Origin of the sequence: Streptomyces sp. MS06 (assembly GCF_047200655.1) — a bacterium.
Classification (GTDB): Bacteria; Actinomycetota; Actinomycetes; order Streptomycetales; family Streptomycetaceae; genus Streptomyces.
Genome location: NZ_JBJZOJ010000021.1, coordinates 25,517 through 49,505 on the forward strand (window position 1 = coordinate 25,517; position 23,989 = coordinate 49,505).

The window sequence follows — 23,989 nt, forward strand, 5'->3', positions numbered from 1 at the left end:
GTCCCGCCCCATGCCGAAGATCAACGCAGCCACCGTCGCCGAGCACCGTGCCCAGCAACGCGCCGCGCTGATCCAGGCCGCCGTCGACGTCCTCGTCGAACAGGGCGCCGCCGCCGTCACCCCGGCCGCGGTCGGCGCCCGCGCGGGACTCGCCCGGTCCAGCTTCTACCAGTACTTCCCCTCCGCCGCCGCGCTGCTCGCCGCCATCGTCGAAGAGGCGTTCACCGCCGCCGACACCGCCACCGCCCGGGCCCTCACCGACGTGCACGAACCCGCCGCTCAGGTCGACGCCTTCGTCCGCGCCGAACTCCACCTCGCCGCCCGGGGCGCCCACCGTCCGGCGAAGGCGCTGATGCAGGCCGACCTTCCGCCCGAGTGCCTGGCCCGCGTCCACGAACTCCACCGGCAGCACTACGCCCCTCTCGGAGAAGCGATCACCGCCATGACGGGCGCGACGTCGGCGCTGACCGGCCAACTCGTCGGCGGCACCGTCCAGGCGGCCATGGCGGCCGTCGAGCAGGGCGGCGACCCCGACCGGGTCGCCGACCGCGTCCTCGCCCTCCTCCACCACGGCCTGACCCCGGCCACCGACGAGTAGCCCGACCGGCTCCCGGGCCCCACCCCGCTGAGAGCGGCACCGGGACCCCGGGGCGTGCGGGGAAACCTCCGCGCGGGGCCTTCGGGTCACCCCTAGTAGACCGACTCCGCCTCGTCCATCCGGTCCTTCGGCACCCGCTTCAGCTCGGTGACGGCCTCCGCCAGCGGCACCATCATGATGTCGGTGCCGCGCAGCGCGGTCATCCGGCCGAAGTCGCCGCGGTGCGCCGCCTCCATCGCGTGCCAGCCGAAGCGGGTGGCGAGGACGCGGTCGTAGGCGGTCGGGGTGCCGCCGCGCTGGACGTGGCCGAGGATGACCGGCCGGGCCTCCTTGCCGAGGCGGCGCTCCAGCTCGTGGGCGAGGGCGGTGCCGATGCCCTGGAAGCGCTCGTGGCCGAACTGGTCGATCTCGCCCTTGCCGTAGTCCATGCTGCCCTCGGCGGGGTGGGCGCCCTCGGCGACGCAGACGACGGCGAACTTCTTGCCGCGGGCGAACCGCTCCTCGACCATCTTGACCAGGTGGGCGGGGTCGAAGGGGCGCTCGGGCAGGCAGATGCCGTGCGCGCCGGCGGCCATGCCGGACTCCAGCGCGATCCAGCCGGCGTGCCGGCCCATGACCTCGACGACCATGACCCGCTGGTGGGACTCGGCCGTGGTCTTCAGGCGGTCCATGGCCTCCGTGGCGACGCCGACGGCGGTGTCGAAGCCGAAGGTGCGGTCGGTGGCGGAGATGTCGTTGTCGATGGTCTTGGGGACGCCGACCACCTGCAGGCCCGCGTCGGAGAGCATGCGGGCCGCGGTCAGCGTGCCCTCGCCGCCGATCGGGATCAGCACGTCGATACCGAATTCGCGGGCGACGTCGGGGGCGTTCTCGCAGGCCTCGCGGAGCCGGTCGCGCTCCAGGCGGGAGGAGCCGAGGATGGTGCCGCCGCGGGCGAGGATGCCGCTCACCGCGTTCAGGTCGAGGGTGCGGTAGCGGCCGTCGAGCAGTCCCGCGTAGCCGTCCTCGAAGCCGATCACCTCGTCGCCGTAGTGGGTCACCGCGCGGTGCACGACCGATCGGATGACGGCGTTCAGCCCGGGGCAGTCGCCGCCTGCGGTGAGGACTCCGATGCGCATCGTGCTCTGTCTCCTGCTCGCTGTGGGTACCGGTGAGCCGGGTCGATTCTTTCACGTCCCCGGTACGACCACGTCCTGGCGGGCGCCTTACTTGTGCCCAGGGGTACTGTCAAGAGGATTCTGCTCACCTCGGTGGGCGATTTTCGTGCAGCGACGGAGACGGAACGGAGATCACACGTGACGCGCAGCGTGTACGTGACCGGTATCGACCGCGGCGACGGGCGTCAGGTCGTCGAACTGGGGGTCATGGAGCTCCTGACCAGGCAGGTCGACCGGGTGGGTGTCTTCCGTCCGCTCGTGCACGACGGGCCCGACCGGCTCTTCGAGCTGCTGCGCGCCCGCTACCGGCTGGCCCAGGACCCGGCGACGGTGTACGGCATGACGTACCCGGAGGCCTCGGCGCTCCAGGCCGAGCAGGGCACGGACGAGCTGCTGTCCACGCTGGTGGACCGGTTCCACCTGGTGGCGCGGGACTACGACGTGGTGCTGGTCCTGGGCACCGACTACGCCGACACCCAGCTCCCGGACGAGCTGTCCCTCAACGCGCGGATGGCGAACGAGTTCGCCGCCTCGGTGATCCCCGTCGTGGGCGGGCGGAAGCAGTCCGCGGAGGCGGTGCTCGCCGAGACCCGCAACGCCTTCCGCGCCTACGACGGGCTGGGCTGCGACGTGCTCGCCATGGTGGCCAACCGGGTGGCCCGCGAGGACCGCGACGAGATCGCCGGGCGGCTCGCGGACCGGCTGCCGGTGCCCTGCTACGTGCTTCCCGACGAACCCGCCCTGTCGGCACCGACGATCGCGCAGATCACCCACACGCTCGGCGGGGAGGTGCTGCTCGGCGACGACGCCGGTCTGGCCCGGGACGCGCTGGACTTCGTCTTCGGCGGGGCGATGCTGCCGATCTTCCTCAGCGCCCTGACCCCGGGCTGCATGGTCGTGACGCCGGGCGACCGCGCCGACCTGGTGATCGGCGCCCTGGCCGCGCACAACGCCGGGACCCCGCCGATAGCCGGGGTGCTGCTGACCCTGGACGAGCGGCCCGGCGACGAGATCCTCGCGCTCGCCTCCCGGCTCGCCCCCGGCACCCCCGTGGTCTCGGTGCCCGGCTACAGCTTCCCCACCGCCGAGCAGTTGTTCGCCCTGGAGGGCAAGCTGAACGCGGCCACCCCGCGCAAGGCGGAGACCGCGATCGGCCTGTTCGAACGGCATGTCGACACCGCCGGCCTGCTGAAGCGGGTGTCGGCGCCGAGCACCGACCGGGTGACGCCGATGATGTTCGAGCACAAGCTGCTCGAGCAGGCCCGTTCGGACCTGCGCCGGGTGGTCCTGCCCGAGGGCACCGAGGAGCGGGTGCTGCACGCGGCGGAGGTGCTGCTGCGGCGCGGCGTCTGCGAGCTGACCCTGCTGGGGCCGGTCGAGCAGATCCGCAAGAAGGCCGCCGACCTCGGTATCGCCCTCAACGACACCCAGCTGATCGACCCGGCCACCAGTTCGCTGCGCGACTCCTTCGCCGAGCAGTACGCCCTGTACCGGGCGCACAAGGGGGTCACCGTGGAGCTGGCCTACGACGTCGTGTCCGACGCCAACTACTTCGGGACGCTGATGGTGCAGGAGGGCCTGGCCGACGGGATGGTGTCGGGGTCGGTGCACTCCACGGCCGCGACGATCCGGCCCGCGTTCGAGATCATCAAGACCGACCCGGACGCCTCGATCGTGTCGTCGGTGTTCTTCATGTGCCTGGCCGACAAGGTGCTCGTCTACGGGGACTGCGCGGTCAACCCCGACCCGGACGCCGAGCAGCTCGCCGACATCGCCGTGCAGTCGGCGGCGACCGCGGCGCGGTTCGGCGTCGAGCCGCGGATCGCGATGCTGTCGTACTCCACCGGCACCTCCGGGTCCGGTGCGGACGTCGACAAGGTGCGGGAGGCCACCGAGATCGTGCGCGGCCGCCGGCCCGACCTGAAGATCGAGGGGCCGATCCAGTACGACGCCGCGGTCGAGCCGACCGTCGCCGCGACCAAGCTGCCCGGATCGGAGGTCGCCGGGCAGGCCACCGTGCTGATCTTCCCCGACCTGAACACCGGCAACAACACCTACAAGGCCGTGCAGCGCTCGGCCGGCGCCATCGCCGTGGGGCCGGTGCTCCAGGGTCTGCGCAAGCCGGTCAACGACCTCTCCCGGGGCGCCCTCGTCCAGGACATCGTGAACACCGTCGCCATCACGGCGATACAGGCCCAGTACGCCCTGGCGGCCCCGAGCCGGAAGGCGGCGCAGCAGTGACCGCGACCCGCGTCCTCGTCCTCAACTCCGGTTCCTCGTCGGTGAAGTACCGGCTGCTCGACATGCGCGACGGAAGCCGGCTGGCGGCGGGTCTGGTCGAGCGGATCGGCGAGCAGACCTCCCGTCTGAAGCACACCCCGCTCGCCGCGGGCACCGGGACCCGGGAGGTCACCGGTCCGATCGCCGACCACGACGCCGCGCTGAAGGCCGTGGCCGGGGAACTCGCCCGGGACGGCCTGGGGCTGGACTCCCCGGAGCTGGCCGCGATCGGGCACCGGGTCGTGCACGGCGGCAGGCGGTTCACCGAGCCGACCGTGATCGACGACACCGTGCTCGCGGAGATCGAGCGGCTGATCCCCCTCGCCCCGCTGCACAACCCGGCCAACCTCACCGGCATCCGGACCGCCCGGGCGCTGCGCCCGGACCTGCCGCAGGTGGCGGTCTTCGACACTGCGTTCCACACCACGATGCCCGAGTCGGCCGCCCGCTACGCCATCGACGTGGAGACCGCCGACGCGCACCGCATCCGGCGCTACGGCTTCCACGGCACCTCGCACGCGTACGTCTCCCGTGCGACGGCGGAGCTGCTGGGCAGGTCGCCGGAAGAGGTGAACGTCATCGTGCTGCACCTGGGCAACGGGGCCTCCGCCTCCGCCGTGCGCGGCGGCCGGTGCGTGGACACCTCCATGGGCCTCACCCCGCTGGAGGGGCTGGTGATGGGTACCCGCTCGGGGGACCTGGACCCGGCCGTCATCTTCCATCTGATGCGTGTCGGCGGAATGTCCGCCGACGAGATCGACACCCTCCTCAACAAGAGGAGCGGGCTGATCGGACTGTGCGGGGACAACGACATGCGGGAGATCCGCCGCCGCGTCGACGAGGGCGACGAGCGGGCCCGGCTGGCCTTCGACATCTACGTCCACCGCTTGCGGAAGTACATCGGCGCCTACTGCGCGGTGCTCGGCACGGTGGACGCCGTGGCCTTCACGGCGGGGGTCGGGGAGAACGCGGCGCCCGTGCGGGAGGCGGCCGTGGCGGGCCTGGAGGGGCTGGGGCTGGCCGTGGACGGCGAGCTGAACGCGGCGCGGGCGGACGGGCCGCGGCTGATCTCGCCCGCGGGTGCGCGGGTGGCGGTGGCCGTGGTACCGACGGACGAAGAACTGGAAATCGCGACACAGACCTACGCGCTGGTCGGAAAGCACGACTGAGCCCACCTGAGCACCCGGTTCCTCATTTGTAGCTTCCGCCAGCCGGAATATTCCGCAGCGATACAAACCGATAGGATCGCCCCATGCGCCGTTCGAAAATCGTCTGTACCCTCGGCCCCGCGGTCGACTCCCACGAGCAACTCGTCGCCCTCATCGAAGCCGGCATGAACGTGGCCCGTTTCAACTTCAGCCACGGCAGCCACGCCGAGCACCAGGGACGCTACGACCGCGTCCGCGCCGCGTCCAAGGAGACCGGCCGCGCCATCGGCGTCCTCGCCGACCTGCAGGGCCCGAAGATCCGCCTGGAGACCTTCGCCGAGGGCCCGGTCGAGCTGGAGCGCGGTGACGAGTTCGTCATCACCACCGAGGACGTGCCCGGCGACAAGCAGATCTGCGGCACCACCTACAAGGGCCTGCCCGGCGACGTGACCAAGGGCGACCAGGTCCTCATCAACGACGGCAACGTCGAACTGAAGGTCACCGAGGTCGACGGGCCGCGGGTGCGGACGATCGTCATCGAGGGCGGCGTCATCTCCGACCACAAGGGCATCAACCTGCCCGGCGCGGCCGTGAACGTGCCCGCGCTGAGCGAGAAGGACGTCGAGGACCTGCGCTTCGCGCTGCGGATGGGCTGCGACCTGGTCGCCCTGTCCTTCGTCCGCGACGCCCGGGACGTCGCCGACGTCCACAAGGTCATGGACGAGGAGGGCCGCCGCGTCCCGGTCATCGCCAAGGTGGAGAAGCCGCAGGCGGTGGCCAACATGGAGGCCGTCGTGATGGCCTTCGACGGCGTCATGGTGGCGCGCGGCGACCTGGCCGTGGAGTATCCGCTCGAGAAGGTCCCGATGGTGCAGAAGCGCCTGATCGAGCTGTGCCGGCGCAACGCCAAGCCGGTGATCGTGGCCACCCAGATGATGGAATCCATGATCACCAACTCGCGGCCGACGCGCGCCGAGGCCTCCGACGTGGCCAACGCGATCCTGGACGGCGCCGACGCGGTCATGCTGTCGGCCGAGTCGAGTGTGGGCGCGTACCCGATCGAGACCGTCAAGACCATGTCGAAGATCGTCTCGGCGGCCGAGGACGAGCTGCTGAGCAAGGGCCTGCAGCCGCTGGTCCAGGGCAAGAAGCCGCGCACCCAGGGCGGTTCGGTGGCCCGTGCGGCCTGCGAGATCGCCGACTTCCTGGGCGCGAAGGGCCTGGTCGCCTTCACCAAGTCCGGCGACACCGCCCGCCGCCTGTCCCGCTACCGCGCCACCCAGCCGATCCTCGCCTTCACCACCGAGGAGAGCACCCGCAACCAGCTCGCGCTGAGCTGGGGCGTGGAGTCGCACGTGGTGCCGTTCGTGAACAGCACCGACGAGATGGTCGACCTGGTCGACCAGGAGGTCGTCCGGCTGAACCGCTTCAACAACGGCGACACCGTCATCATCACGGCCGGCTCGCCCCCCGGTGTCCCCGGCACCACCAACATGGTCCGCGTCCACCACCTGGGCAGCGGCGAACGGGACTGACCCGGGCGACTCCGCCACGGCTTCCGCATACACCACCGAGGGCACCCCTTCCGAGGGGTGCCCTCGGTGGTGTGTGCGGCATCGGCACGGCGGCCCCCTTCGCCCCTCACGCACGGAGGAGGCCGAGCGCCCGCGCCGACCCGACGGGGGTGGTGCACCTCACAAGGTGCGCACAGCTGTCGGCCGGTCACTCTCGCGACCGCCGCAACCGTCGGTAACCGCTGTTCAGGGAAATGCTCTTGTCCGTGGATCTTGGGTGTGCCTAGGGTGGTGACCGTTCCCGGACGGACCTGACCAGTCCGCACGTGTCCCGGTGCACGACAGAGCGGCGCAACGGGGGGAGCGGCCCCGCGGAGACTGCGGGGAACGAGGGCCGAGCAGTCCTCAAGAGGTTGCCCGGCAAGAACGGCCACGAGGGCGTCATCGTGTCCAAGCCCTCCCCCCTTGCCCAGGTAACGGGCACCTATTCGGCGTGCATCGAGACACGTGGCGTGAACGACCTATATCCACGTTGGGTGGGCCCGTCCAGGCAAGAACACGGGCCCACCCAGCAGTCTCCGGAGGCAGGGGGCACTCTCATGGCGAGACAGCGTGAGCAGTACGGCAGCTTCTACGAGGACGACTTCGGCCTCAGCGCACTCGCCCGGAAACTGTCCGCGACGGCCAGGGCTCCCGACGCGGCGCAGTCACTGCGTCTCGCGTCCGAAGTGGCCGCTGTCTGTGAGGGCGAGGGCGCGCTCGAGCTGAGCGTAGATGTGCACTGTCTGCTGGACTCCGCCCTGCCGGACGGGGTCATCCGCACTGCGTGGCTCGCGGCCACGCACGGGCAGTTTGATCCGGCGGAGTACGAGTCGGGCGTCCGCGGCTGGCTGCGTCGACTCGCGGAGAGCTGGCCGGAGCACAACCGTGAGCCGGATCCCGGGCACTGGCTCGTTCGGCCGGTCATCGCGGAGGAGGGACTACGCGAGGCCGTCGCCGCGGAGATCCGCGCATCCGCGGACCCGCTGGCCCGCGCCGTCGCAGAGAACGACCGCGTCGGCCTGCCACCTGATGCGGTTGCCGAATCACTGGAGGCGGTCGCCCGTGAAGGCGACGGCGACCTTGGGCTCAGGCTCCTCCTGCGCGTGCTGAAGGTGTACGACGTACCTGTCGGCAAGGAACAGTACGACCGCCTCATGGCGTTGGACACCGCACTCGGCTGGCCGGGACCGCTGGTGTACGACGGACTGAACGTACTGTGGCCGCCCATCGACACGGCGCGGCGTGACGCGTCGGACGACTTCGGTCTCTCAGGGCTCACGGCGTGGTTCGAAGGAGTCTGGCAGGAGGACACCGCACGCGAACGTGTCCGGCAGGCCGCGGCCGCCGACGACAGCGCCCAAACCCCGGGCTCGGCCGCGGCACTGCTGCTCGCGGACGCACGCCGCCTGATCGACTCCTCACTGCGCGCCGAGACGATCACCGCTCTGTGGTTGTCCGCCTCGGGCCGGGGCTACAACATCGACCACCTCGGTCTCGACGCACGAGACTGGCTCCGACTGATCGAAGACGTGTGCGAAGAGCGCCTGAGGGGCGTTGCCCCGCACTACCACCATGCCGAGGTACCTGTCCGGACCGATCTCCGGGACGCCGCATTGCGGGCGCTGCGGGAGGCGACACCGCTTCTGAGAGAAGCGGCCATCGGCCCGCACTGGGATGCGATTCCCGGTGCGAGTGCGCTGGGCGCCGTGGAGGAGGTCGTCACCGACGTGGATCCCGACCTGGGCTTCCGGCTGCTGTTGCGGTTGCTCACGCTTGCGGCCCCGTACCTCACCCAGGAGCAGTACAGCCACTACCAGGCACTCGGCAGGCGGTTCGGGTTTGGCGAGCACCACGTCATGGAGGCGCTGGAACAACTGGTACGGCCCGCTTGACCGCCTGACGACCCAGGCAAGGCCTACCACCCGGATGAGACCGTCAAGGTCGCGGGCAACAGCTACTGCATCAACCTCGTTCGCGCCAAGGGCCACAAGGGTGGTTTCTACGTGCAGACGTGCTACCCGAAGTGAGGAGGTGGGGTCCATGCCACGCTTCACGGAGTTCGACTTCGGTGTCTCGTGGGTGATGGGGTTCTTCCACCAGGACTGGATCCACGAAGGGGCCACAGCGGCCGACGTAGTCGCCCGGCACCTCGAGGAGCCGGTCGCCGAAGAGGAGGCCCTGGCAGTGCGCCGTGACGCGCGGGCTCTCAGAATCCTTCCCTCGCAGACGCTGGAGGTGCTGTGGTACGCCGGTGCCCCGTACATGCCGTGCCTGCAATCTCTGGGGGGAGGAGCCGAGTGGACGCGGACCGTCGTCGACCTGTGTGATGCTCGACTGTCGGCGAGCACGGAAGGCCGCCCGTTGAGCGGGCCCGACGCGGAGGACGGTAGGGCTGTCCTCGACCCGGTCGTCACCGAGATCGAAGCCGCACGGTTTCTGGAGACTGAGGTGCGGGCAGCGCTCATCGACTGCGCACGAGCCTGCACCCCGGACGTGGCGTTCCGAGTACTGCTGAGAGCGATCAACTGCGCCGCAGATGCCTCGCTTTCCCTCGAGGAATACGCGAGGCTGGACGCCATCGGGACGACTCTCCAATACGGCGAGTACGTCGTGGACTGCGTCAAGTACCTGGTCGAACCAGGATAACGACACGGACGGCGTTCCCCTCCAGGGCCTTGTCGGGGAGGAACGCCGTCTACCTCCCGCACCGCGCAGCCGAACTCGACGACGCCCCGGCCGGGCGCGGAAGCCGGCCCGTCCGGCCGGCAGCGCTCCGGCCGGAACGGGACTGCTCCGGTGCACGCGGCTGAGGGCGCCCCCTGGAGGGGGCGCCCTCAGCTCTTGTGCGGCTCCCGAACGGGTCTGCGGGAATGCTCAGTCGGTGGTGTAGACGTGCATTCCGGGGATGTGCAGGTCGCCGCCGAACTGGGCGGCCTGGACGACCTTCACGTGGGTGAAGTAGATGAGCGGGATGTTCAGCGGCGGCGGGCTGTCCGGGCTGAACGTGATCGGGATCAGCCCGAAGAGGTTGCCGGAGATGGACTCGGTGTACATCACCGTGTCGCCGTTGCGGATCGTGGACGTCGATCCCTTGGCCGCCTGCACGTGGTAGGTCTTGCCGATCTTGTCGTCCTTGACCAGTTGGTGCAGGTCGCCGATGTCGGTGCCGCCGGAGATGACGTACTTGAGCACCTTCTTGGTCTTGCCGCCGGCGGTCCTCACCTCGACCACGCCCTGGTAGTCCGCGCCCTTCAGCAGCAGCGAACTGGCCTCCAGGTACCAGGGGTGGTCCGCCACCGCCACCTTGTTGTCGACGCCGCTCACCGCTTCGGTGGCGGCCTGGGCCTGGCAGTCCGGGTCCGCGGTCGTGGACGCCGTGGGGCTCGGGGACGCGGCGGCCGCCGCCTCCTTGACCGTGCCGGCGGTGTCCCCGGCGGCCTTGGTGGCCGTGCCGGTGGTCTTCTCGACCTTCGCCGTGACCTTGCGGGCGGTGTCCCGGACCGGGTCCGCAGTCTTGCCCGCGGTCGGCTCCGCGGCCTTGGCGGTGCTCGTGTCCGCGGTGTCGGACGTGCCCGCGCCGGTGCTCGCGGAGGGCGAGGAGGAGGCGGAGGGAGCGGGGGTCTGCCCGCCGGTCGTGGTGGCGGAGTCACCGCCGCCCCCGGTGAACACGTCGGTGATGGCCTGCCCGACGTCCTTGAGCGCGTCGCCGACGGTCTCCAGCAGGTTCTTGTCGGTCTCGGTGGGCGACGGGCTCGGCGTCGCGGTGCCGTCCGAGGACGTACCGCCGGAGGAGCCGCCGTCGGAGGCCGCGGTGCTCGGGGAGGGCGAAGCGGACGGCTGGGGCGCGGCCTTGTCGTCGGCACCTGAAGCCGGCGAAGAGGTCTTGCTGCCGGAACCGTCGCCCGTCGAGGACTTCGCCTTGGACCCGGACGTACCGCCCGAGGAGCTCTTGGCTCCCCCGGAGTCCTTCGAGTCCGTCGCCGTGGTGTTCTTCGACGCGGTGGGCGACGGGGTCGCCGAGGCGTCCGCGGAGCCCTGGTCCAGGGCGGTGACGCAGTCCTTGTAGTCGTCGGCCAGTTGGCTGTTGGAGGGCGACGGGTTGCCGTCGGCCACCGCGAGCGTCGGGGTGAACCCCATGCCCATCAGGACCGCCGTCGGCATCGCCGCCATGGCTATCGCCTTGCCGGCCGGCATGTGGAACCTGGTGAACAGCGGCCTCCTGGGCGCCGCGTGGCGCGGGCCGGTCCTCACCCGGGACGCGTCCGCGTCCGTCCCGTGAGTCACCTCGTCAGCCGGCACTGTGCCTCCCGTTCGCCCCGTTCGCCGGGCTCGTTCCTGACAGGTCGTTCGGCTCGCCCGCCTCCACCGCGGCGTCCTGCGCCGGGGTATCCACCGGGTGGGGCGCGTGCGACGGCTCGGGCTCCTGCCCGGTCACCGGCTGGAGCTGGTGTTCGGTCGTCGGCTGGGGCTCGTGTTCGGTCGCCGCCTCGTGCCCGTGCACCGGCTCGGGCCCGGTCGCCGGCTCGGGCCCGGTCGCCGGCTCGGGCCCGGTCGCCGGGGCGAGTACCGCGGTGTCGGGGTCCTCGGCCGCCGCGCCCTCGGGGGCGCCGTCGACCGTTCCGGCGGCTTCCTCCGCTGCGGCCGCCGGCTCCGCCTCCGGCGGAACGCCCGGCGCCCACGACACGGCCATCGCTCCGCCGATGAGGGCGAAGAGGAAGCCGACGACGAAGCCGCCGAAGTTGGACACCGGGATGGAGACCAGCCCGAGCAGGATCGCCGCGACACCGGCGAAGACCTGCACGTGCCTCTGGAACCAGAGGCTGATGCCCAGGACGACCAGCAGCACGCCGATGATCAGGGAGCCGGCGCCCGCGGTGGTGGACATCGCGAGCGTGAGGTGGCCGAGCTGCAGGTGCGCGTAAGGGAAGTACATGATCGGCAGACCGCCGATCAGGACGAACAGGCCGGCCCAGAACGGTCGCGTGCCCCGCCAGGCGCGGAACTGCAGCCTCCGGCGGGTGAACTGGCCGGGTGCGGCGGCAGGAGTCTCGGCGCTCATGGAAAAAGCTCCCTGGTGCGGCGTAGCTGTGGTGAGGGTCTCGCGTGGGGGGCGCGAGGAGCGTGGGGGTGGAGACGGAGTGGAGCGGAGAGGGAACAGGCGGGGGCGCCGGCGGCGTCCCCGCCCGTCACAGCATGCTCAGGGGCACTCGTGCGTGCCGGCCATGAGCTTCATGTGCAGGCCCGGCAGCTTGAAGGTGCCGGCGGTGGTCGCCCACGCACGCTGCGAGACGCCGGTGAGGTCGGCCGAGGTCGCCTGCTGGGCGAAGCCGTACGGGTTGGCGCGCTGCTGGCTCACCTCGCCCGGCTTCATCTTGGGGCCCTTGCTCAGGTCCCCGCCGGCCACACCGATGTCGATGCCCTTGAACGTGGCATCGGCGCCGAGGTCCTCGACGTCGATGTACAGGTTCTCGGCATGGACCTGCTTCGCCTCGTCACTGCTGTTGCCCGCGGTCAGCTGCAGGCTCACCGAACCCAGCACCGGAACGTTGGGCGTGACGACGGACTGGCACATGTTCTTGATCCGCGCGGTGTTGAACGCCGACACGGCGACGGGGTGCATCGCGCTCTTACCGGCCAGGGTGTAACCCTGGTCGATGGCCCCGTACTGGGAGAAGCCGTCCCCGTGCAGCGAGTCGGCAGTCACCTTGAAGGACTGCCCCGACACGCTGAACGACGCGGCCAGCGCACCCTGTGCCAGGGCGACGCCTATCGCGGCCGTCGCGGCGACGCTGGGCACCATGACCACAGCGAACCGCTTCCATCTGGTCCCGCCACGCACCTGGGACTCCATATTTCCTCCTTCTCGGACGTACATCGCCTGACTCCGGCTCGCCCCTCGACGGCGGCTCGGCCGGGCAGGGATGGGAGAAGTGCGACGTCCTCGGGAAGGAGAGCACCCGCGCTCGGCGGCGCTGCAACAACGCCCCGATCACCGGCGATCACCCCCGAGCGACAACCACTGGTCGCGCCTGACACGCATCACGCACAACCTTGCTGGACAGGCTCCGCCGGGTGGGCGAAGACCCCCCTGTCCGAGAGCGGACGTCACTGCCGCCCGCTCTGCTCGGTGGGGACCCAAGGATGTCCGCGGCCCGACCGGGTGCCGGGGTACGGGTATTGGACCGAGCGTCGCCGATCGTGGTGCATTCTCGCCGCCCGCACAAGGGGGTTCGTTACTCGCTAGTAACGGCCGGATAACCGGGCCGTGCCGCAGCGGGCCCGTTCGGCGACGCAGGGTGCAACTGGGGGCCGGTACAAAATCGTTGATTGCCGGACAGAGTCCGACAGGTCGACGCCGTCGACTTACTGGAAGTAACAGCGGCCGCGATTGCCAAGTTTTGGCAAAGCGCGGCCGCTGTCACCGACGGGCGGCGGAACTTTCAGCCGGGCCTCACAGGGCCCGGCGTTCAGCAACCGTTCAGAACGGGGTCACCACCCCGCTCGGGAGCGGGCCCCGGCCCGACTCAGAAGAGGGCACGCGCCAGCGCGCGCCGGGCGGCGGCCACCCGCGGGTCCTCGGCCCCCACGACCTCGAACAGCTCCAGGAGCCGGCGCCGCGCGGCGTCGCGATCGTCACCCGCGGTCCGCCCCACCGTCTCGACGAGCCGGCCGAAGGCGTCCTCGACGTGTCCGCCGACCAGGTCCAGGTCGGCCGCGGTGATCTGCGCCGGCACGTCGGTCGGGCGTTCGGCGGCGTCCTTGCGCACCTGCTGCGGGTCCAGGCCCTGCACCCGCTGGAGCAGTTCCGCCTGTGCCAGGCCCAGTTTGGCCTCGGGGTGCGCCGGATCGTCGGCGAGGACGTTCTTGTACGCCTGGACGGCGCCGGCCAGGTCTCCCGCGTCCAGGGCCTGCGCGGCCGCGTTCAGTGCGGCGTCGTACGGGCCGGCGGGCTGCTCGGCCGGGGCGTCGCCGCCCGGGGCGGCGTCCGCGTCGACGTTCAGGCCGGTCAGACCGAAGCGCTGCTCGGCGACCTCGACGAGTTGGTCGAGCGTCTCCCTGATCTGCTGTTCGCCGGCCGCCCCCTGGAAGAGGGGGAGCGCCTGCCCGGCGACGACGGCGAAGACGGCCGGGATCCCCTGGATGCCGAACTGCTGCATCAGCATCTGGTTGGCGTCGACGTCGATCTTGGCGAGCACGAACCGTCCGCTGTACTCGACGGCCAGCCGCTCCAGGACGGGGCTGAGCTGCTTGCAGGGCTGGCACCACTCGGCCCAGAAGTCGATGACGACGGGTACCTCGGCGGAGCGCTGCAGGACATCGCTCTCGAATCCGGCTTCGTCGACGTCGACGACGAGGTCGGCCGGCGAGACGGCCCCCGTCCCACCCTGCCGGGCGGCCTCGGCGCGCGCCTGCTCGGCCTTGGCCTTGGCCTCCTGGGCCGCCTTCACCGCGGCGAGGTCGACGACGCCGCTCATGGACATGTTCCGTGGCTGCATACGCCTATCCTCCCCCGTCCGCGCCCGTGCGTGAAAACGGTCCGGTCCGAGCCCGTCCCGCGGTGTGCTGTCGGCGCCGGGTCCCCACCCGCGCCAGTGGTCGTCGCCCGTGGAAGTCCACCACGAGCTTTCGCTACGAGTCGTAGCGTAATACCGCCGACGGCCTCCGCGACACCCCGCCCCGGTGATCTCCCTCACCGACGCCGGGGAACGGCCGGTTATCGTCATCGCATGCAGAGCCGCACCCCCGCCACCGGACGCCCCGGGCGTCCGCGCAGTGCCGCCGCGGACACGGCCATCCTGGCCGCGACGCGGGCGGCGCTGGTCGAGCTGGGCTGGTCCAAACTCACCCTCGGGGACGTGGCGACGCGGGCCAAAGTGGCCAAAACGACGCTCTACCGCCGTTGGTCCGGGAAGAACGAGCTGGTGGTCGACGCGGTCGCGGAACTCTTCGACGAGCTGACCCTGCCCGACCGCGGCAGCCTGGCCGCCGACATCGAGGGCGTCGTGCTGCAGTTCGCGGCGATCCTGTCCCACCCGGAGGCCAAGAGCGGCCTGATGGCGGTGGTCGCCGAGTCCACCCGGGACGAAGCCCTGCGCACCCGCATCCGCGAGTCGATCGTGGACCGCCAGAAGCGACTGGTCCTGGCCGGCCGCGCCCGCGCCCAGCGCCGCGGGGAACTGCCGCGGGAGAACGACCCGGTGGAGGCCGCCCGCACCGCCGACCTCATCTTCGACGTGGTCGCCGGCGCGGTCGTCCACCGCGCACTGGTGAGCGACGCCGTGGTCGACGCGCAGTGGGCCCGGGACCTCACCCAGCTCCTGCTCAACGGGCTGTCCGCCACCTCCGCAACCGGCTGACGCCTGCTTCGCCGCTCACGGGCGCCGGGCGGCCCGGCCGCACCGGCGGCACGCGGGATGTCCCGCCGCCACTCCCACCGGGAGGGTCCACCGGACCCGACGGGCCACGAGCGGTTCGCCCGCGTCCGGGCGTCCACGGGCGTCGCGGAAGTGCGCTGCTCGCAGATCCCCGCGCCACGGCCGCGGGCCGTGGCGCGCGGTGTTCGCCGCATCGATGAACGCAGGCGGTGGAGAAAACCCGGCCGTCCGATTTCCTGGGTAAGATCAATTCGCCGATGCTCCGACCGAAGAGAAATGTCAGGAATGACCACAAGAATACGTAAGGCCGTTGCCGTGGCCGTCCTGCTGCCGGGACTGCTCGCGGTATCCGCGTGCAGCAGCGACAAAGACACCGACGGAGCCAAGAACGAAAAGGCTTCACCGACCGCCGAGAGCTCACCGACCAGTCCGGCGGCAAAGGCCTCCGCCGAGGCGAAGCGGATCGGCGCGCTGGACCCGCAGAAGCTGAAAACGGCGACGCTCTCCGGGAAGAGCGGGGGATACGAGTTCAAGCAGGTTTCCGAGGCCGATGCGGAAGCGGGCCTGGACATGAAGGCCGACAAGGCCGAGTGCCAGCCGCTGGCCAGCCTGGCCGGCGGCTACACCCACATCCCGGCGGTGAGCGTGGAACACCGCTCGCTGGAGCCCTCGGAGGCGAAGAACGCCACGGTCGGCTCGATGTGGCTGGCCTCCCACTCGGAGAAGAACGCCAAGCAGGTCATGTCCGACCTGCGCACGTCACTGGAGAAGTGCCCGAAGGGCTTCAAGACCCTCGGCCTCACCTACAAGGACGCGAAGCGGCTGAAGGACCCCGCGCTCGGCGACGAGGCGGTCGGCTACCGGATCACGATGACCGTCGCGAAGAAGTCCGTGCCGATGACGTACACGGTGGTCCGCAAGGACGGGGTCATCGCCGCGTTCTACGGCGTCAACATGCTGACGCCGGAGAAGAGCGCGATTCCGGAGGCGACCATCAAGGCGCAGCTGGCGAAGCTGAGCTGATACGGAACGCTCTGATGCGGGGCGCCCAAGCCCGCTCGACGCAGGCGCAACGAATTCCCGGCCCGATGAATCGGGCCGGGAATTCGTCATTGCGGATCGGTCAGGCCCCGATCATGATTTTCTCGACCACACGGCCGAGTTCGCCGCCGCCTGCGTCTGCGGACAGATGCACCGTGGCGGAAACCGCAGGAATCCGGTATCGCGCACCGTAGGGCGACTGATCGACGGCCACGGCACTGTCCCCGACGGCGGGAGTGAGCTGGCCCCAGGTCACCGGTCCGGGAAATTCGAGCCCGAATCGGGCAGCGCATTCACCGGCGAGTCCCGGCATCTCCGCCAACCGGTGGGTGTGGACGGCCAGCCAGCGGCATTCCCAGTCGGGCTCGCCGCCGAACGTGACCTCCACCAGACCGAAGTCCAGCCGGAGGTAGCGGTGCGGCTTGCTGCCGTGCAGCTGACGCACATGGTCGCCGAGGAGCGTCTCGGCAACCTTCGCCGACGTGCCGGGCCCGACCCCGAGGAACGTGCCGGTCACCAGTGCCTGTGCGATCGCTTCCGCGCCGAGCAAGGGATCACCCCAGTTTCTTCAGGAGTCGGATCAGGCGAGCCATCTCGGCGGCTCTGTTCTGTGCCATCCCCCAGTTTCCACCCTTCTCCAGCGGCGTGTTCATGATGTTCATCGCCTCGGTCGCCTTGGCGATGAAGTCGGCTCGCAGGGCCGGGGTGGCCTTGATCGCCGCGATGGTCGCATCGATCTCGGCCTTGGAGGCGAGCCCCGCCGTGACGTTGATGGCCTCGCCTGCGAGCTGACCGTTGTGGTCCATGAAGATGCGGACCTCCCTGCCGTTCTTCAGGTTGATGTGTGCGCCCTTCACCGCCCAATCCTGGTCCACCATGGAGACCCATTTGATGCCGCAGAACTTCTTGCCGCCGGCCGCGAACGGAGCCCTGCCGAAACCGGCAGTGAGCAGCGCGACATGACCCCCCGCGGGGCGGTACACGGCGCTGCTGACCATGGCCCGGGCGCCGTTGGTACTGGCCGAGGTGGCCCCTTGGACCAGGCACTCGGAGGCCTTGTAGTCCGAGATGACCTTGCGCAGCCACTTCAGCGTCTTCGCCGCGGTCCTCGACTCCTCGAAGAACTTGGCGATTCCGGTCGTGACCTTCACCACCGCCTTGCTCACCGCTGGTAGTTTGCCGACCGCGACGATCAGGGACCCGATGTCGATGATCGACCAGAAGCAGCTCTCGATGTCGCCCGAGCCGATGCAGCGCCGTACGTCGTTGACTCCGAGGACCTCGAGCAGGATCTCGGCTCCGTTGTCCTTGACCCAGTCGATCACGTCCATCGAGGCCAGTTGCCTGGCGCTGCGGAACTGGTCGACGCAGTCCTGTCCGCACTGCTCCAGGAGGATCGCCTCTTCCTCGGCGGTGAGGTCGCCGCCGACGTCGACCGTTCCGGCGTCCGCGCGCGCCGCGTTCTCGGCCTCGAGTCGTGCGCGCTCCTCTGCCTCAGTGCGGTCGGCGGCTGCCTGAGCGTCCTCGGCGGCGCCCTCGGCGTTCGCTGCGGCGCCCTCGGCGGCAGTGGCGTCCGCGTCGGCCTGGTCTGCGACGCCATGTGCGGTCACCGCGTCGGCCTCGGCGGCCGTCGCGGCGGAGCGTGCACTCGCCGCGTCGTGTTCGGCCTCGGCGGCCGCGTTGTCGGCCGCCGCCGCGTCCGATTCCGCCTCGTTCGCCGCGAACCCGGCGTAGAAGGCGTCGTCTCCGGCCTGCTGCGCGTAGCCGGAGGCGTGGTCGGCGGCAACCTGCGCCGCCTTCGCGGCAGTCGCCGCCGCCTTCGCCGAGGTCTGGGCGCGCTTCACGGCCTGGGCGGCCCGTTCGGCGTCCGAGGCCGCCGAAGCAGCGGCTTCGGCGGCCAACTTGCGGTCCGCGTCGGCCTGCTCGGCGAGATGTTGCGCCTCGGTGGCGAAGCCCGCCGCTTCGAGCGCCCTGGCCTCGGCGGCCGCGGCCTGCTGCTCGGCCAGGCTCAAGGCGTTCTGCCCGGTGAGAACGGCGAAGGCGGCCGAGGAATCGGTCTCCTGGTAGGGCATGCCGATCGCGACGGCCTCCGTGGCCGGTGCCGCGGCCTGGGTGGCCGTGTCCCGTGCCGCTGCCGCCGACACCGCGGTGGCGTAGGCGTGGCCTGCCGTCTCCGCGGCCCACCTGGCCGTCTCGGCGGCTTCGCCCTCGGCGGCCTCGGCCTCGGTCTTGGCGGTCTTCGCGGCCTCGGAGGCGGTTCGGGAATCGGCTTCGGCGTTCCCGGCGTTCTGGGCCGCCGCTTCGGAGGCATCGATCGCCTCGGCAGCCGCCGCATGGGCACTGGCGGCGGCTCCCGCCGACGTCAGGTACGCGGCCCAGGCGGAGTCCGCCGAGGCCCGTGACCGGGCGGCCGCCCCTTGGGCCTGGGTCGCCGCGGTCCGGGACGCGACTGCGGCGGCGGTGGCGTCGTCGGCGGCGGAGCGGGCCAGGCCGGCAGCGGTGGCGGCCTGATCAGCGGCCGTTCTCGCGTCGGTCGCCGCCTGGCGCGCCTCCGTGGCGTCCTCCGTGCCCTCGGCTGCGGCGGCAGCCGCCTCGAGCGCGGCGGCGCGGGCAGCGAGCGAGTCACGCTCCTTCTCCGCGCGGTCGGCCCGGTCGCGGGCCAGGAACGCCTCGGCCTCTGTCTGTTCCGCGGACTCCCGGCGGTCGGACGCGGTCGTTCCCGCAGCGTCCGCGGCCGACAAGGCGGCAGCCGCGGCGGACCGCTGCTCCTGTGCGCGTCCCTCGGCCTCGGTCGCCTTCGCGCGTTCGTTCTCCGCGGTCGCCCGGTAGGCGGCCGCGTTGGCGCGCTCCATTTCGGCGACCGCGCGCTGGCTCTGCGCTGTGGCCGCGGCCTTGCGGGCCTTCTCCTCCTCCTGTTCAGCGGTGGTCTGCGCAGCCTTCGCCTTGACCGCGTTGGCCTCGGCCTCGGCGGCCTGCTCGTCGGCGCTGTCCGCGGCGGCCTTCGCCTGGGCGGCGGCCTCCTCGGCGGCGATGCGGCGGAACTCGGTGTTCACCGCGTGGGTCTCGGTCTGCGCCAGGGCGAGCAGCGTCCGGACGTCGGACACGGTGGCGTCGGTGGCGTTGCCGGCCGTCCGGGTCGCCTTGGCGGCGGCCTGGGCGGCTGCGCCAGAGGCGCGGGCGACCTGGACCGACTGCTGGGCGTAGCTCAGACCCCGGCCGCGGGGCTCGTGGCGGGCGTCGGCGATGTCGTAGGCCTGCTGCTGGGCGGTGGCCGCGCGGGTGGCGGCGTCCTGGGCTGCGGCGGCCTGCTGCTGCGCCGAGGCGGCGAGCGCCTCGGCCTTGCCGCGGGCGCGGGCAAGGTCGGTGCCGGCCTGGTCGAACAGGGCCTGTTCGGGCTTGAGGATGTTGTCCGGGTCGGCCTTGAGCAGGTCGTGCCAGTACTTCTGCCAGAGCAGGATCTGCTCGGCGAGCCAGGCCTGGCCGACGGCCTCGATCATGTTGTCGGTGGCCGCCCGGGTGGCGGCCGAGGCGTCGGCCTCCGCCTGGATGATCGCCGCGCGCGGGGCGGCCTGGGCGGCGTACTCCGCGTTCCACTCGGTGGTGGCGGTGGAGACGACCTCGGCGAGCGCGTTGTGCGGGTCGACCGGGTCCTGGTGGTCGCAGGACGACCAGGCCTGCTTGAGGTTCTCGACCTCGATGCGGAACTCGGCCGAGTCGGGGGCGGGGCCCTCGACGAGGAAACCGCCGTGCCGGAGGTAGGAGGCGACGTCGGTGGCGGTGGTGCCGCCGGAGTAGCGGGTGTTGTGCAGTGCGGCGTCGCGCAGCATCCACGCGGCGGCGAAGTCGTTCCAGGAGTCCTTGCCGTCGTTCTGCGCGGTGATCGCCTTCGCCTGCGCGATGGCGTCGGGGCCGGCGTTGCTGTGGCCGTCCCAGCCGAGGCGTCCGGCCAGTTCCTCCTGGGTGAACAGGGTGAACTGGAGGACCCGGGCGTCGAACTCGGGCGGGTGGAGGGTGATGTCGTCGCTGAACGAGCTGAGCGCGTAGGGGCGGTTGGCGTCCTCCAGGCCGGCCTCGCGGGCAGCGAGGAGGTCGCTGTAGGCGCGGCCTGCGGCGCTGTCCCGGTCGCCGGCCTGACCGAGGGGTTCGAGTCCGACCCAGCCGATGTCGCCGACCACGGCGCGCAGTTCGGCGTCGGTGCCGGTGAGGCCCTCGATGGCCTTGGCCTTCATCTCGGCGCCGCCCGCGTGCAGGGCGACTCCGGCGACGCACTGGTCGCGGCGGGGGGTGGAGCGGACCGTGCTGACCAGGTCGGTGAGTTCGGTGAGCCTGCGCTGGGCGTCGTAGGCGTCGATGAAGACCTGGCGGATGCCGGTGCTGGTCTTCTCGATGGCCTCGGCGAGGGCGGGGACCCGTCCGACGATCAGCGAGGAGGCGGGGATGTCGACGAGGGCCCAGAGGCAGTTCTCGGTGCCGTCGAGGGCGAGGCAGTCCTTGACCTGCTGGACGCCGAGTTCGTCGAGGAGCAGTCGGCCGCCCTGGTCGGCGGTCCACTCGACGAGGTCGACGGAGACCGCGGCGAGTCCGTCCCGGTACTCGTCCACGCAGGTCTGGCCGCACTGGTCGAGCAGGATCTGCTGTGCCCGCCCGCGGAGGGCGGGCCAGTTGCGGGCGCCGCCCGCGATGGGCGTGTTGCCCGCTTCGAGGGCGGCGCGCCGGTCCGCCTCGTTCTGTTCGCGCTGCTCCTGTTCGGCCTGTGCGGCGGCGTCCTCGGCGGTGGCGCTGTCGGCGTCCGCGTCGGCCGCCTTGGCCTCCGCGGCCCGAGCGTCCTCCTCGGCGCTGGTGGCGGTGTTCCCTGCGTCCCCGGCCGCGCCGGCGGCGCGCTCGGCGGACTCGCCGGCGCTGACGGCGTCCCGTTCGGCCTCGGTGGCCTCGCGGTCGGCCTGGGTGGCCTCGGTGGCCGCCTCGTTGGCGGTGAGCCGGGCGCTGGCCGCATCGGTGCCGGCCTGTCCGGCGTAGTCGGCAGCGGCCTCGGAGGCGGTGCGGGCCGCCTTCTGGGCGGCAGCCGCGGAGGCCGCGGAGGCCTGGGCCCGGGAGACCGCCCGGGCGGCGCGCGCCGAGTCGGCGGCGGCCGCGGAGGCGGCGTCGGCGGCGAACTTGGCGTCGCCGGAGGCCTGGTCGGCGGCCTTCTGCGCTGCCTCGGCTGCTGTGGCGGCCTCGGCGGCCTTGGCTTCGGCCGCGGCGGCCTGCTGCTCGGCGAGCGTCTTGGAGGACTGCCCGGCGAGCACGGCGAAGGCGGCCGAGGTGTCGGTCTCGCGGTAGGGGGTGCCGACCGCGACGGCCTCATCGGCGGCGGCGACGGCCTGGGCGGCGCTGTCCCGGGCGGCGAGTGCGGCCTGGCCGGCGGCGTAGGCGCGGCCGGCCGCGGTGGCGGCGGTCGCGACGGCGGCGTCGGCCTCGGAACCGGCGGCGGTGGCGTCCGCGGCGGCCTTCTTGGCGAGTTCGGTGGCGTTGTCCGCTGCGTTGGCGGCGCTTCCGGCGCGGAAGGCGGCGTCCTGGGCGTCGTCGAGGGCGGTGGCGGCGGCCGCGTGGGCGGTCGCTGCGGCGCCGGTGGCGTCCAGGTAGTCCGACCACGCCGCGTCGGCGTCCGCCTGGGCACGGGCGGCGGCGGCCTCGGCCGTGGTGGCCGCAGAGCGCGCGGTGACCGCGGCATCGGTGGCCGCCTGGGACGCCGTCCGGGCCCCGGCGGCGTCCGTGGCGGCCTGTGTCGCGGCGGCCTGCGCCTGGTCGGCGGCGGTACGGGTCTCGGCGGCGGTCTCGGTGCCCTCGGCGGCGGTGGCGGCCGCCTGGAGTGCCGCGGCGCGGGCCGCGGTGGCCTGCTTGCGCTGCAGCGCGGCGGCGGCGGCCTTACGCGCGGTGGCCGCGGCCTCGGCCTTGGCGTCGGCGGCGGTGCGTTTGTCCTTGGCCGTGTCGGCGGCCGTCCGGGCCGAGTTCCTGGCCTGCTCGGCGGCGGTCTGCCGGGACGCGGCCCGGGTTTCGGCCTCCTGTGCCTTGGCCCGCTCGGTGGCGGCGGTGGCCCGGGAGGCGACGGCGGTGGCGTGTTCGAGTTCCGCGGTGGCGCGCTGGGTCTGCGCGGAGGCGGCGGCCCGGCGGGCCTTCTCGCCCTGTGCCTCGGCGGTCGCCTGGGCGTCGCCGGCGCCGGTCGCGCTGTCGGCGGCGGCCTGGGCCTGCGCGTCGGCGGTGTCGGCGGCGGCCTTCGCCTGGGCGGCGGCCTCCTCGGCGGCGATGCGGCGGAACTCGGTGTTCACCGCGTGCGATTCGGTCTGCGCCCGGGCGAGCAGGGTCGCGCTGTCGGCGACGGTGGCGTCGGCCGCGTTCAGGGCAGTCCGGGTCGCCTTGGCGGCGGCCTGGGCCGCGGCGCTGGAGGCGCGGGCGACCTGCACGGACTGCTGGGCGTACATCAGGCCGCGGCCGCGCGGCACGTTGTCGGTGTCGGCGATGGCCCAGGCTTCCTGCTGGGCGGTGGCGGCCCGGCCGGCGGCGTCGGCGGCGTCGGCGGCGTGCTGGTCGGCGGAGGTGACCAGGGCGGCGACCTTGCCGCGGGCGTCGGCCAGGTCGGTGTCGGCCTGGTCGTAGAGGGCCTGTTCGGGCTGGCCGAGCGCCTCGGGGTCGGCGGCGAGCCTGTCCTGCCAGTACTTGCGCCAGGTGAGGATCTGCTCGACGCGCCAGGCCTGTCCGACGGCTTCGATCAGGTTGTCGGTGGCCTCGCGGGTGGCCTGCGCGGCGTCCGCCTCGGCCTGGACGATCGTGGCGCGCGGTGCGGCCTGGGAGGCGTACTCGGCCTCCCACTCGGTCATCGCGGTCATCAGCGGGGCGTTGAGGACGCGCCGGGCGTCGACCGGGTTCTGGCTGTCGCAGCCGGCCCAGGCCTGCTTCAGCGCCTCGACCTCGATGCGGTACTCGGCGGTGCCCTGGACCGGGGTCTCGGTGAGGAATCCGCCGTGTCTCAGGTAGGCGGCGACGTCGCTGGCGGTGGTGCCACGGGAGTACTCCGTGACGTTGAGCGCGGAGTCCATGAGCATGTTCGCCGCGGCGGCGTCGTTCCAGTTGTCCTGGCCGTCGACCTCGGCAGCGATGTCCCTGGCCCGGGCGATGGCGGCCGGGCCGGCGTTGGAGTGTCCGTCCCACCCGAGCCTGCCAGCCATGGCCGGCTGGGTGAACAGGGTGAACTGGCGTACGTCTGCGCCGAACTCGGGTGCATGCCACTGCATGTCGTCGCTGTCGAAGGCAGACTTGACGTACGGCGCGTTGGCAGCGTTGAGTGCCTCGGTCCGGGCATCCAGTCGGTTGCTGTAGTCGCGGCCGGCCTGGCTGTCCTCGTCCCCGGCGATACCCAGCGGGTACATGCCGATCCAGCCGATGTCGCCGACGACGGCGCGCAGTTCGTCGGCTGTGCCGGTCAGCCCCTCGATGGCCTTGGCCTTCATGTGGGCGCCGCCGTAGTGCAGCGCGACCCCGGCGAGGCAGCGGTCGAGCCGCGGCACCTCACCGATGCTGTTGCGCCAGTAGCCGGTGTCTTCGGGCTCGGTGTCGGCCGCCGCGGCCGGCACCGCGTGCACCAGGCTGGTCAGTACGGCTGCCGCGGTGACGAGTGCCGTCCCGCCGATGCCTCGTGTCACGGCATCGCGTAGGCGTCGTCGACGTCTGCCGACGTCTTTGAACGATCGCATGGAGGTCTGCCCATCCGTCTCGTGACTGGTCGGCACCGCCAATCATGGGCATGACAGATGAGTCGGTTCCCCCGCCCGCGAACCCCCCGTACTGCATGCGCCGCCAC

At 71.9% G+C, this 23,989-nt stretch carries 15 protein-coding genes; 8 read left to right on the plus strand and 7 right to left on the minus strand.

The genetic code is table 11. The annotated features are described in order from the left end of the window. The first annotated feature begins 10 nt into the window (after positions 1-10). Entirely contained in the window at positions 11-598 is a 588-nt protein-coding gene (locus tag ACL02U_RS13855) for a TetR/AcrR family transcriptional regulator (RefSeq protein WP_412791086.1), read from the plus strand. A 92-nt stretch (positions 599-690) separates the two neighbouring features. On the opposite strand, the gene ACL02U_RS13860 is transcribed toward ACL02U_RS13855, so the two are convergent. Continuing rightward, positions 691-1,716, minus strand: a complete 1,026-nt coding sequence (locus ACL02U_RS13860) for an ATP-dependent 6-phosphofructokinase (RefSeq protein ID WP_412791087.1) — start codon at positions 1,714-1,716, stop codon at positions 691-693. Positions 1,717-1,893: 177 nt separating this feature from the next. On the opposite strand from ACL02U_RS13860, the gene pta reads away from it, so the two are divergent. The 5 genes from pta to ACL02U_RS13885 all read left to right on the plus strand — a co-directional run bounded on the left by pta (position 1,894) and on the right by ACL02U_RS13885 (position 9,385). Continuing rightward, complete coding sequence (pta, locus tag ACL02U_RS13865; protein ID WP_412791088.1) at positions 1,894-3,996, plus strand: phosphate acetyltransferase; 2,103 nt, start codon at positions 1,894-1,896, stop codon at positions 3,994-3,996. Next, the gene (locus ACL02U_RS13870) at positions 3,993-5,204 is read left to right on the plus strand and encodes an acetate kinase (RefSeq protein ID WP_412791089.1); all 1,212 of its coding nucleotides are present in this window, start codon (positions 3,993-3,995) and stop codon (positions 5,202-5,204) included. Before pta ends, ACL02U_RS13870 begins: the two co-directional genes overlap by 4 nt. Positions 5,205-5,287: 83 nt before the next feature. Then, entirely contained in the window at positions 5,288-6,718 is a 1,431-nt protein-coding gene (gene pyk / locus ACL02U_RS13875; RefSeq protein WP_412791090.1) for a pyruvate kinase, read from the plus strand. 578 nt (positions 6,719-7,296) lie between these two features. After that, the gene (locus tag ACL02U_RS13880; RefSeq protein ID WP_412791091.1) at positions 7,297-8,631 is read left to right on the plus strand and encodes a hypothetical protein; all 1,335 of its coding nucleotides are present in this window, start codon (positions 7,297-7,299) and stop codon (positions 8,629-8,631) included. Between the two features lie 148 nt (positions 8,632-8,779). Continuing rightward, entirely contained in the window at positions 8,780-9,385 is a 606-nt protein-coding gene (locus tag ACL02U_RS13885) for a hypothetical protein (protein ID WP_412791092.1), read from the plus strand. A 228-nt stretch (positions 9,386-9,613) separates the two neighbouring features. Here ACL02U_RS13885 and ACL02U_RS13890 read toward each other — a convergent pair whose 3' ends face one another. The 4 genes from ACL02U_RS13890 to ACL02U_RS13905 all read right to left on the minus strand — a co-directional run bounded on the left by ACL02U_RS13890 (position 9,614) and on the right by ACL02U_RS13905 (position 14,235). Further along, on the minus strand, positions 9,614-10,909 hold the full coding sequence (locus ACL02U_RS13890) for a hypothetical protein (protein WP_412791093.1): 1,296 nt from the start codon (positions 10,907-10,909) through the stop codon (positions 9,614-9,616). A 118-nt stretch (positions 10,910-11,027) separates the two neighbouring features. Continuing rightward, entirely contained in the window at positions 11,028-11,798 is a 771-nt protein-coding gene (locus ACL02U_RS13895) for a DUF6114 domain-containing protein (RefSeq protein WP_412791094.1), read from the minus strand. A 138-nt stretch (positions 11,799-11,936) separates the two neighbouring features. Continuing rightward, positions 11,937-12,590 carry a DUF6230 family protein gene (locus tag ACL02U_RS13900; protein ID WP_412791095.1) on the minus strand — a complete coding sequence of 218 codons (654 nt, stop codon included), beginning with the start codon at positions 12,588-12,590 and terminating at the stop codon, positions 11,937-11,939. 673 nt (positions 12,591-13,263) lie between these two features. Further along, entirely contained in the window at positions 13,264-14,235 is a 972-nt protein-coding gene (locus ACL02U_RS13905) for a tetratricopeptide repeat protein (RefSeq protein ID WP_412791096.1), read from the minus strand. 231 nt (positions 14,236-14,466) lie between these two features. Between ACL02U_RS13905 and ACL02U_RS13910 the strand changes: the two genes are divergently transcribed. Further along, positions 14,467-15,096: a TetR/AcrR family transcriptional regulator gene (locus ACL02U_RS13910; RefSeq protein WP_412791097.1), complete on the plus strand. Its 630-nt coding sequence runs from the start codon at positions 14,467-14,469 to the stop codon at positions 15,094-15,096. A gap of 303 nt (positions 15,097-15,399) precedes the next feature. Further along, the gene (locus ACL02U_RS13915) at positions 15,400-16,137 is read left to right on the plus strand and encodes a hypothetical protein (protein WP_412791098.1); all 738 of its coding nucleotides are present in this window, start codon (positions 15,400-15,402) and stop codon (positions 16,135-16,137) included. A 100-nt stretch (positions 16,138-16,237) separates the two neighbouring features. On the opposite strand, the gene ACL02U_RS13920 is transcribed toward ACL02U_RS13915, so the two are convergent. Both ACL02U_RS13920 and ACL02U_RS13925 read right to left on the minus strand, forming a co-directional pair. Continuing rightward, a complete protein-coding gene (locus ACL02U_RS13920; RefSeq protein ID WP_412791099.1) occupies positions 16,238-16,705 on the minus strand; it encodes a hypothetical protein in 468 nt (155 codons plus the stop codon). A gap of 4 nt (positions 16,706-16,709) precedes the next feature. Next, entirely contained in the window at positions 16,710-23,831 is a 7,122-nt protein-coding gene (locus ACL02U_RS13925) for a hypothetical protein (protein ID WP_412791100.1), read from the minus strand. Positions 23,832-23,989 lie beyond the last annotated feature (158 nt).

Coding starts and splice junctions, on each gene's coding strand:
- ACL02U_RS13895 (WP_412791094.1), bottom strand. CDS start 11,798: ATGAGCGCCGAGACTCCTGCCGCCGCACCCGGCCAGTTCACCCGCCGG.
- ACL02U_RS13900 (WP_412791095.1), bottom strand. CDS start 12,590: ATGGAGTCCCAGGTGCGTGGCGGGACCAGATGGAAGCGGTTCGCTGTG.
- ACL02U_RS13855 (WP_412791086.1), top strand. CDS start 11: ATGCCGAAGATCAACGCAGCCACCGTCGCCGAGCACCGTGCCCAGCAA.
- ACL02U_RS13905 (WP_412791096.1), bottom strand. CDS start 14,235: ATGCAGCCACGGAACATGTCCATGAGCGGCGTCGTCGACCTCGCCGCG.
- pyk (WP_412791090.1), top strand. CDS start 5,288: ATGCGCCGTTCGAAAATCGTCTGTACCCTCGGCCCCGCGGTCGACTCC.
- ACL02U_RS13885 (WP_412791092.1), top strand. CDS start 8,780: ATGCCACGCTTCACGGAGTTCGACTTCGGTGTCTCGTGGGTGATGGGG.
- ACL02U_RS13910 (WP_412791097.1), top strand. CDS start 14,467: ATGCAGAGCCGCACCCCCGCCACCGGACGCCCCGGGCGTCCGCGCAGT.
- ACL02U_RS13890 (WP_412791093.1), bottom strand. CDS start 10,909: ATGGCGGCGATGCCGACGGCGGTCCTGATGGGCATGGGGTTCACCCCG.
- ACL02U_RS13915 (WP_412791098.1), top strand. CDS start 15,400: ATGACCACAAGAATACGTAAGGCCGTTGCCGTGGCCGTCCTGCTGCCG.
- ACL02U_RS13860 (WP_412791087.1), bottom strand. CDS start 1,716: ATGCGCATCGGAGTCCTCACCGCAGGCGGCGACTGCCCCGGGCTGAAC.
- ACL02U_RS13880 (WP_412791091.1), top strand. CDS start 7,297: ATGGCGAGACAGCGTGAGCAGTACGGCAGCTTCTACGAGGACGACTTC.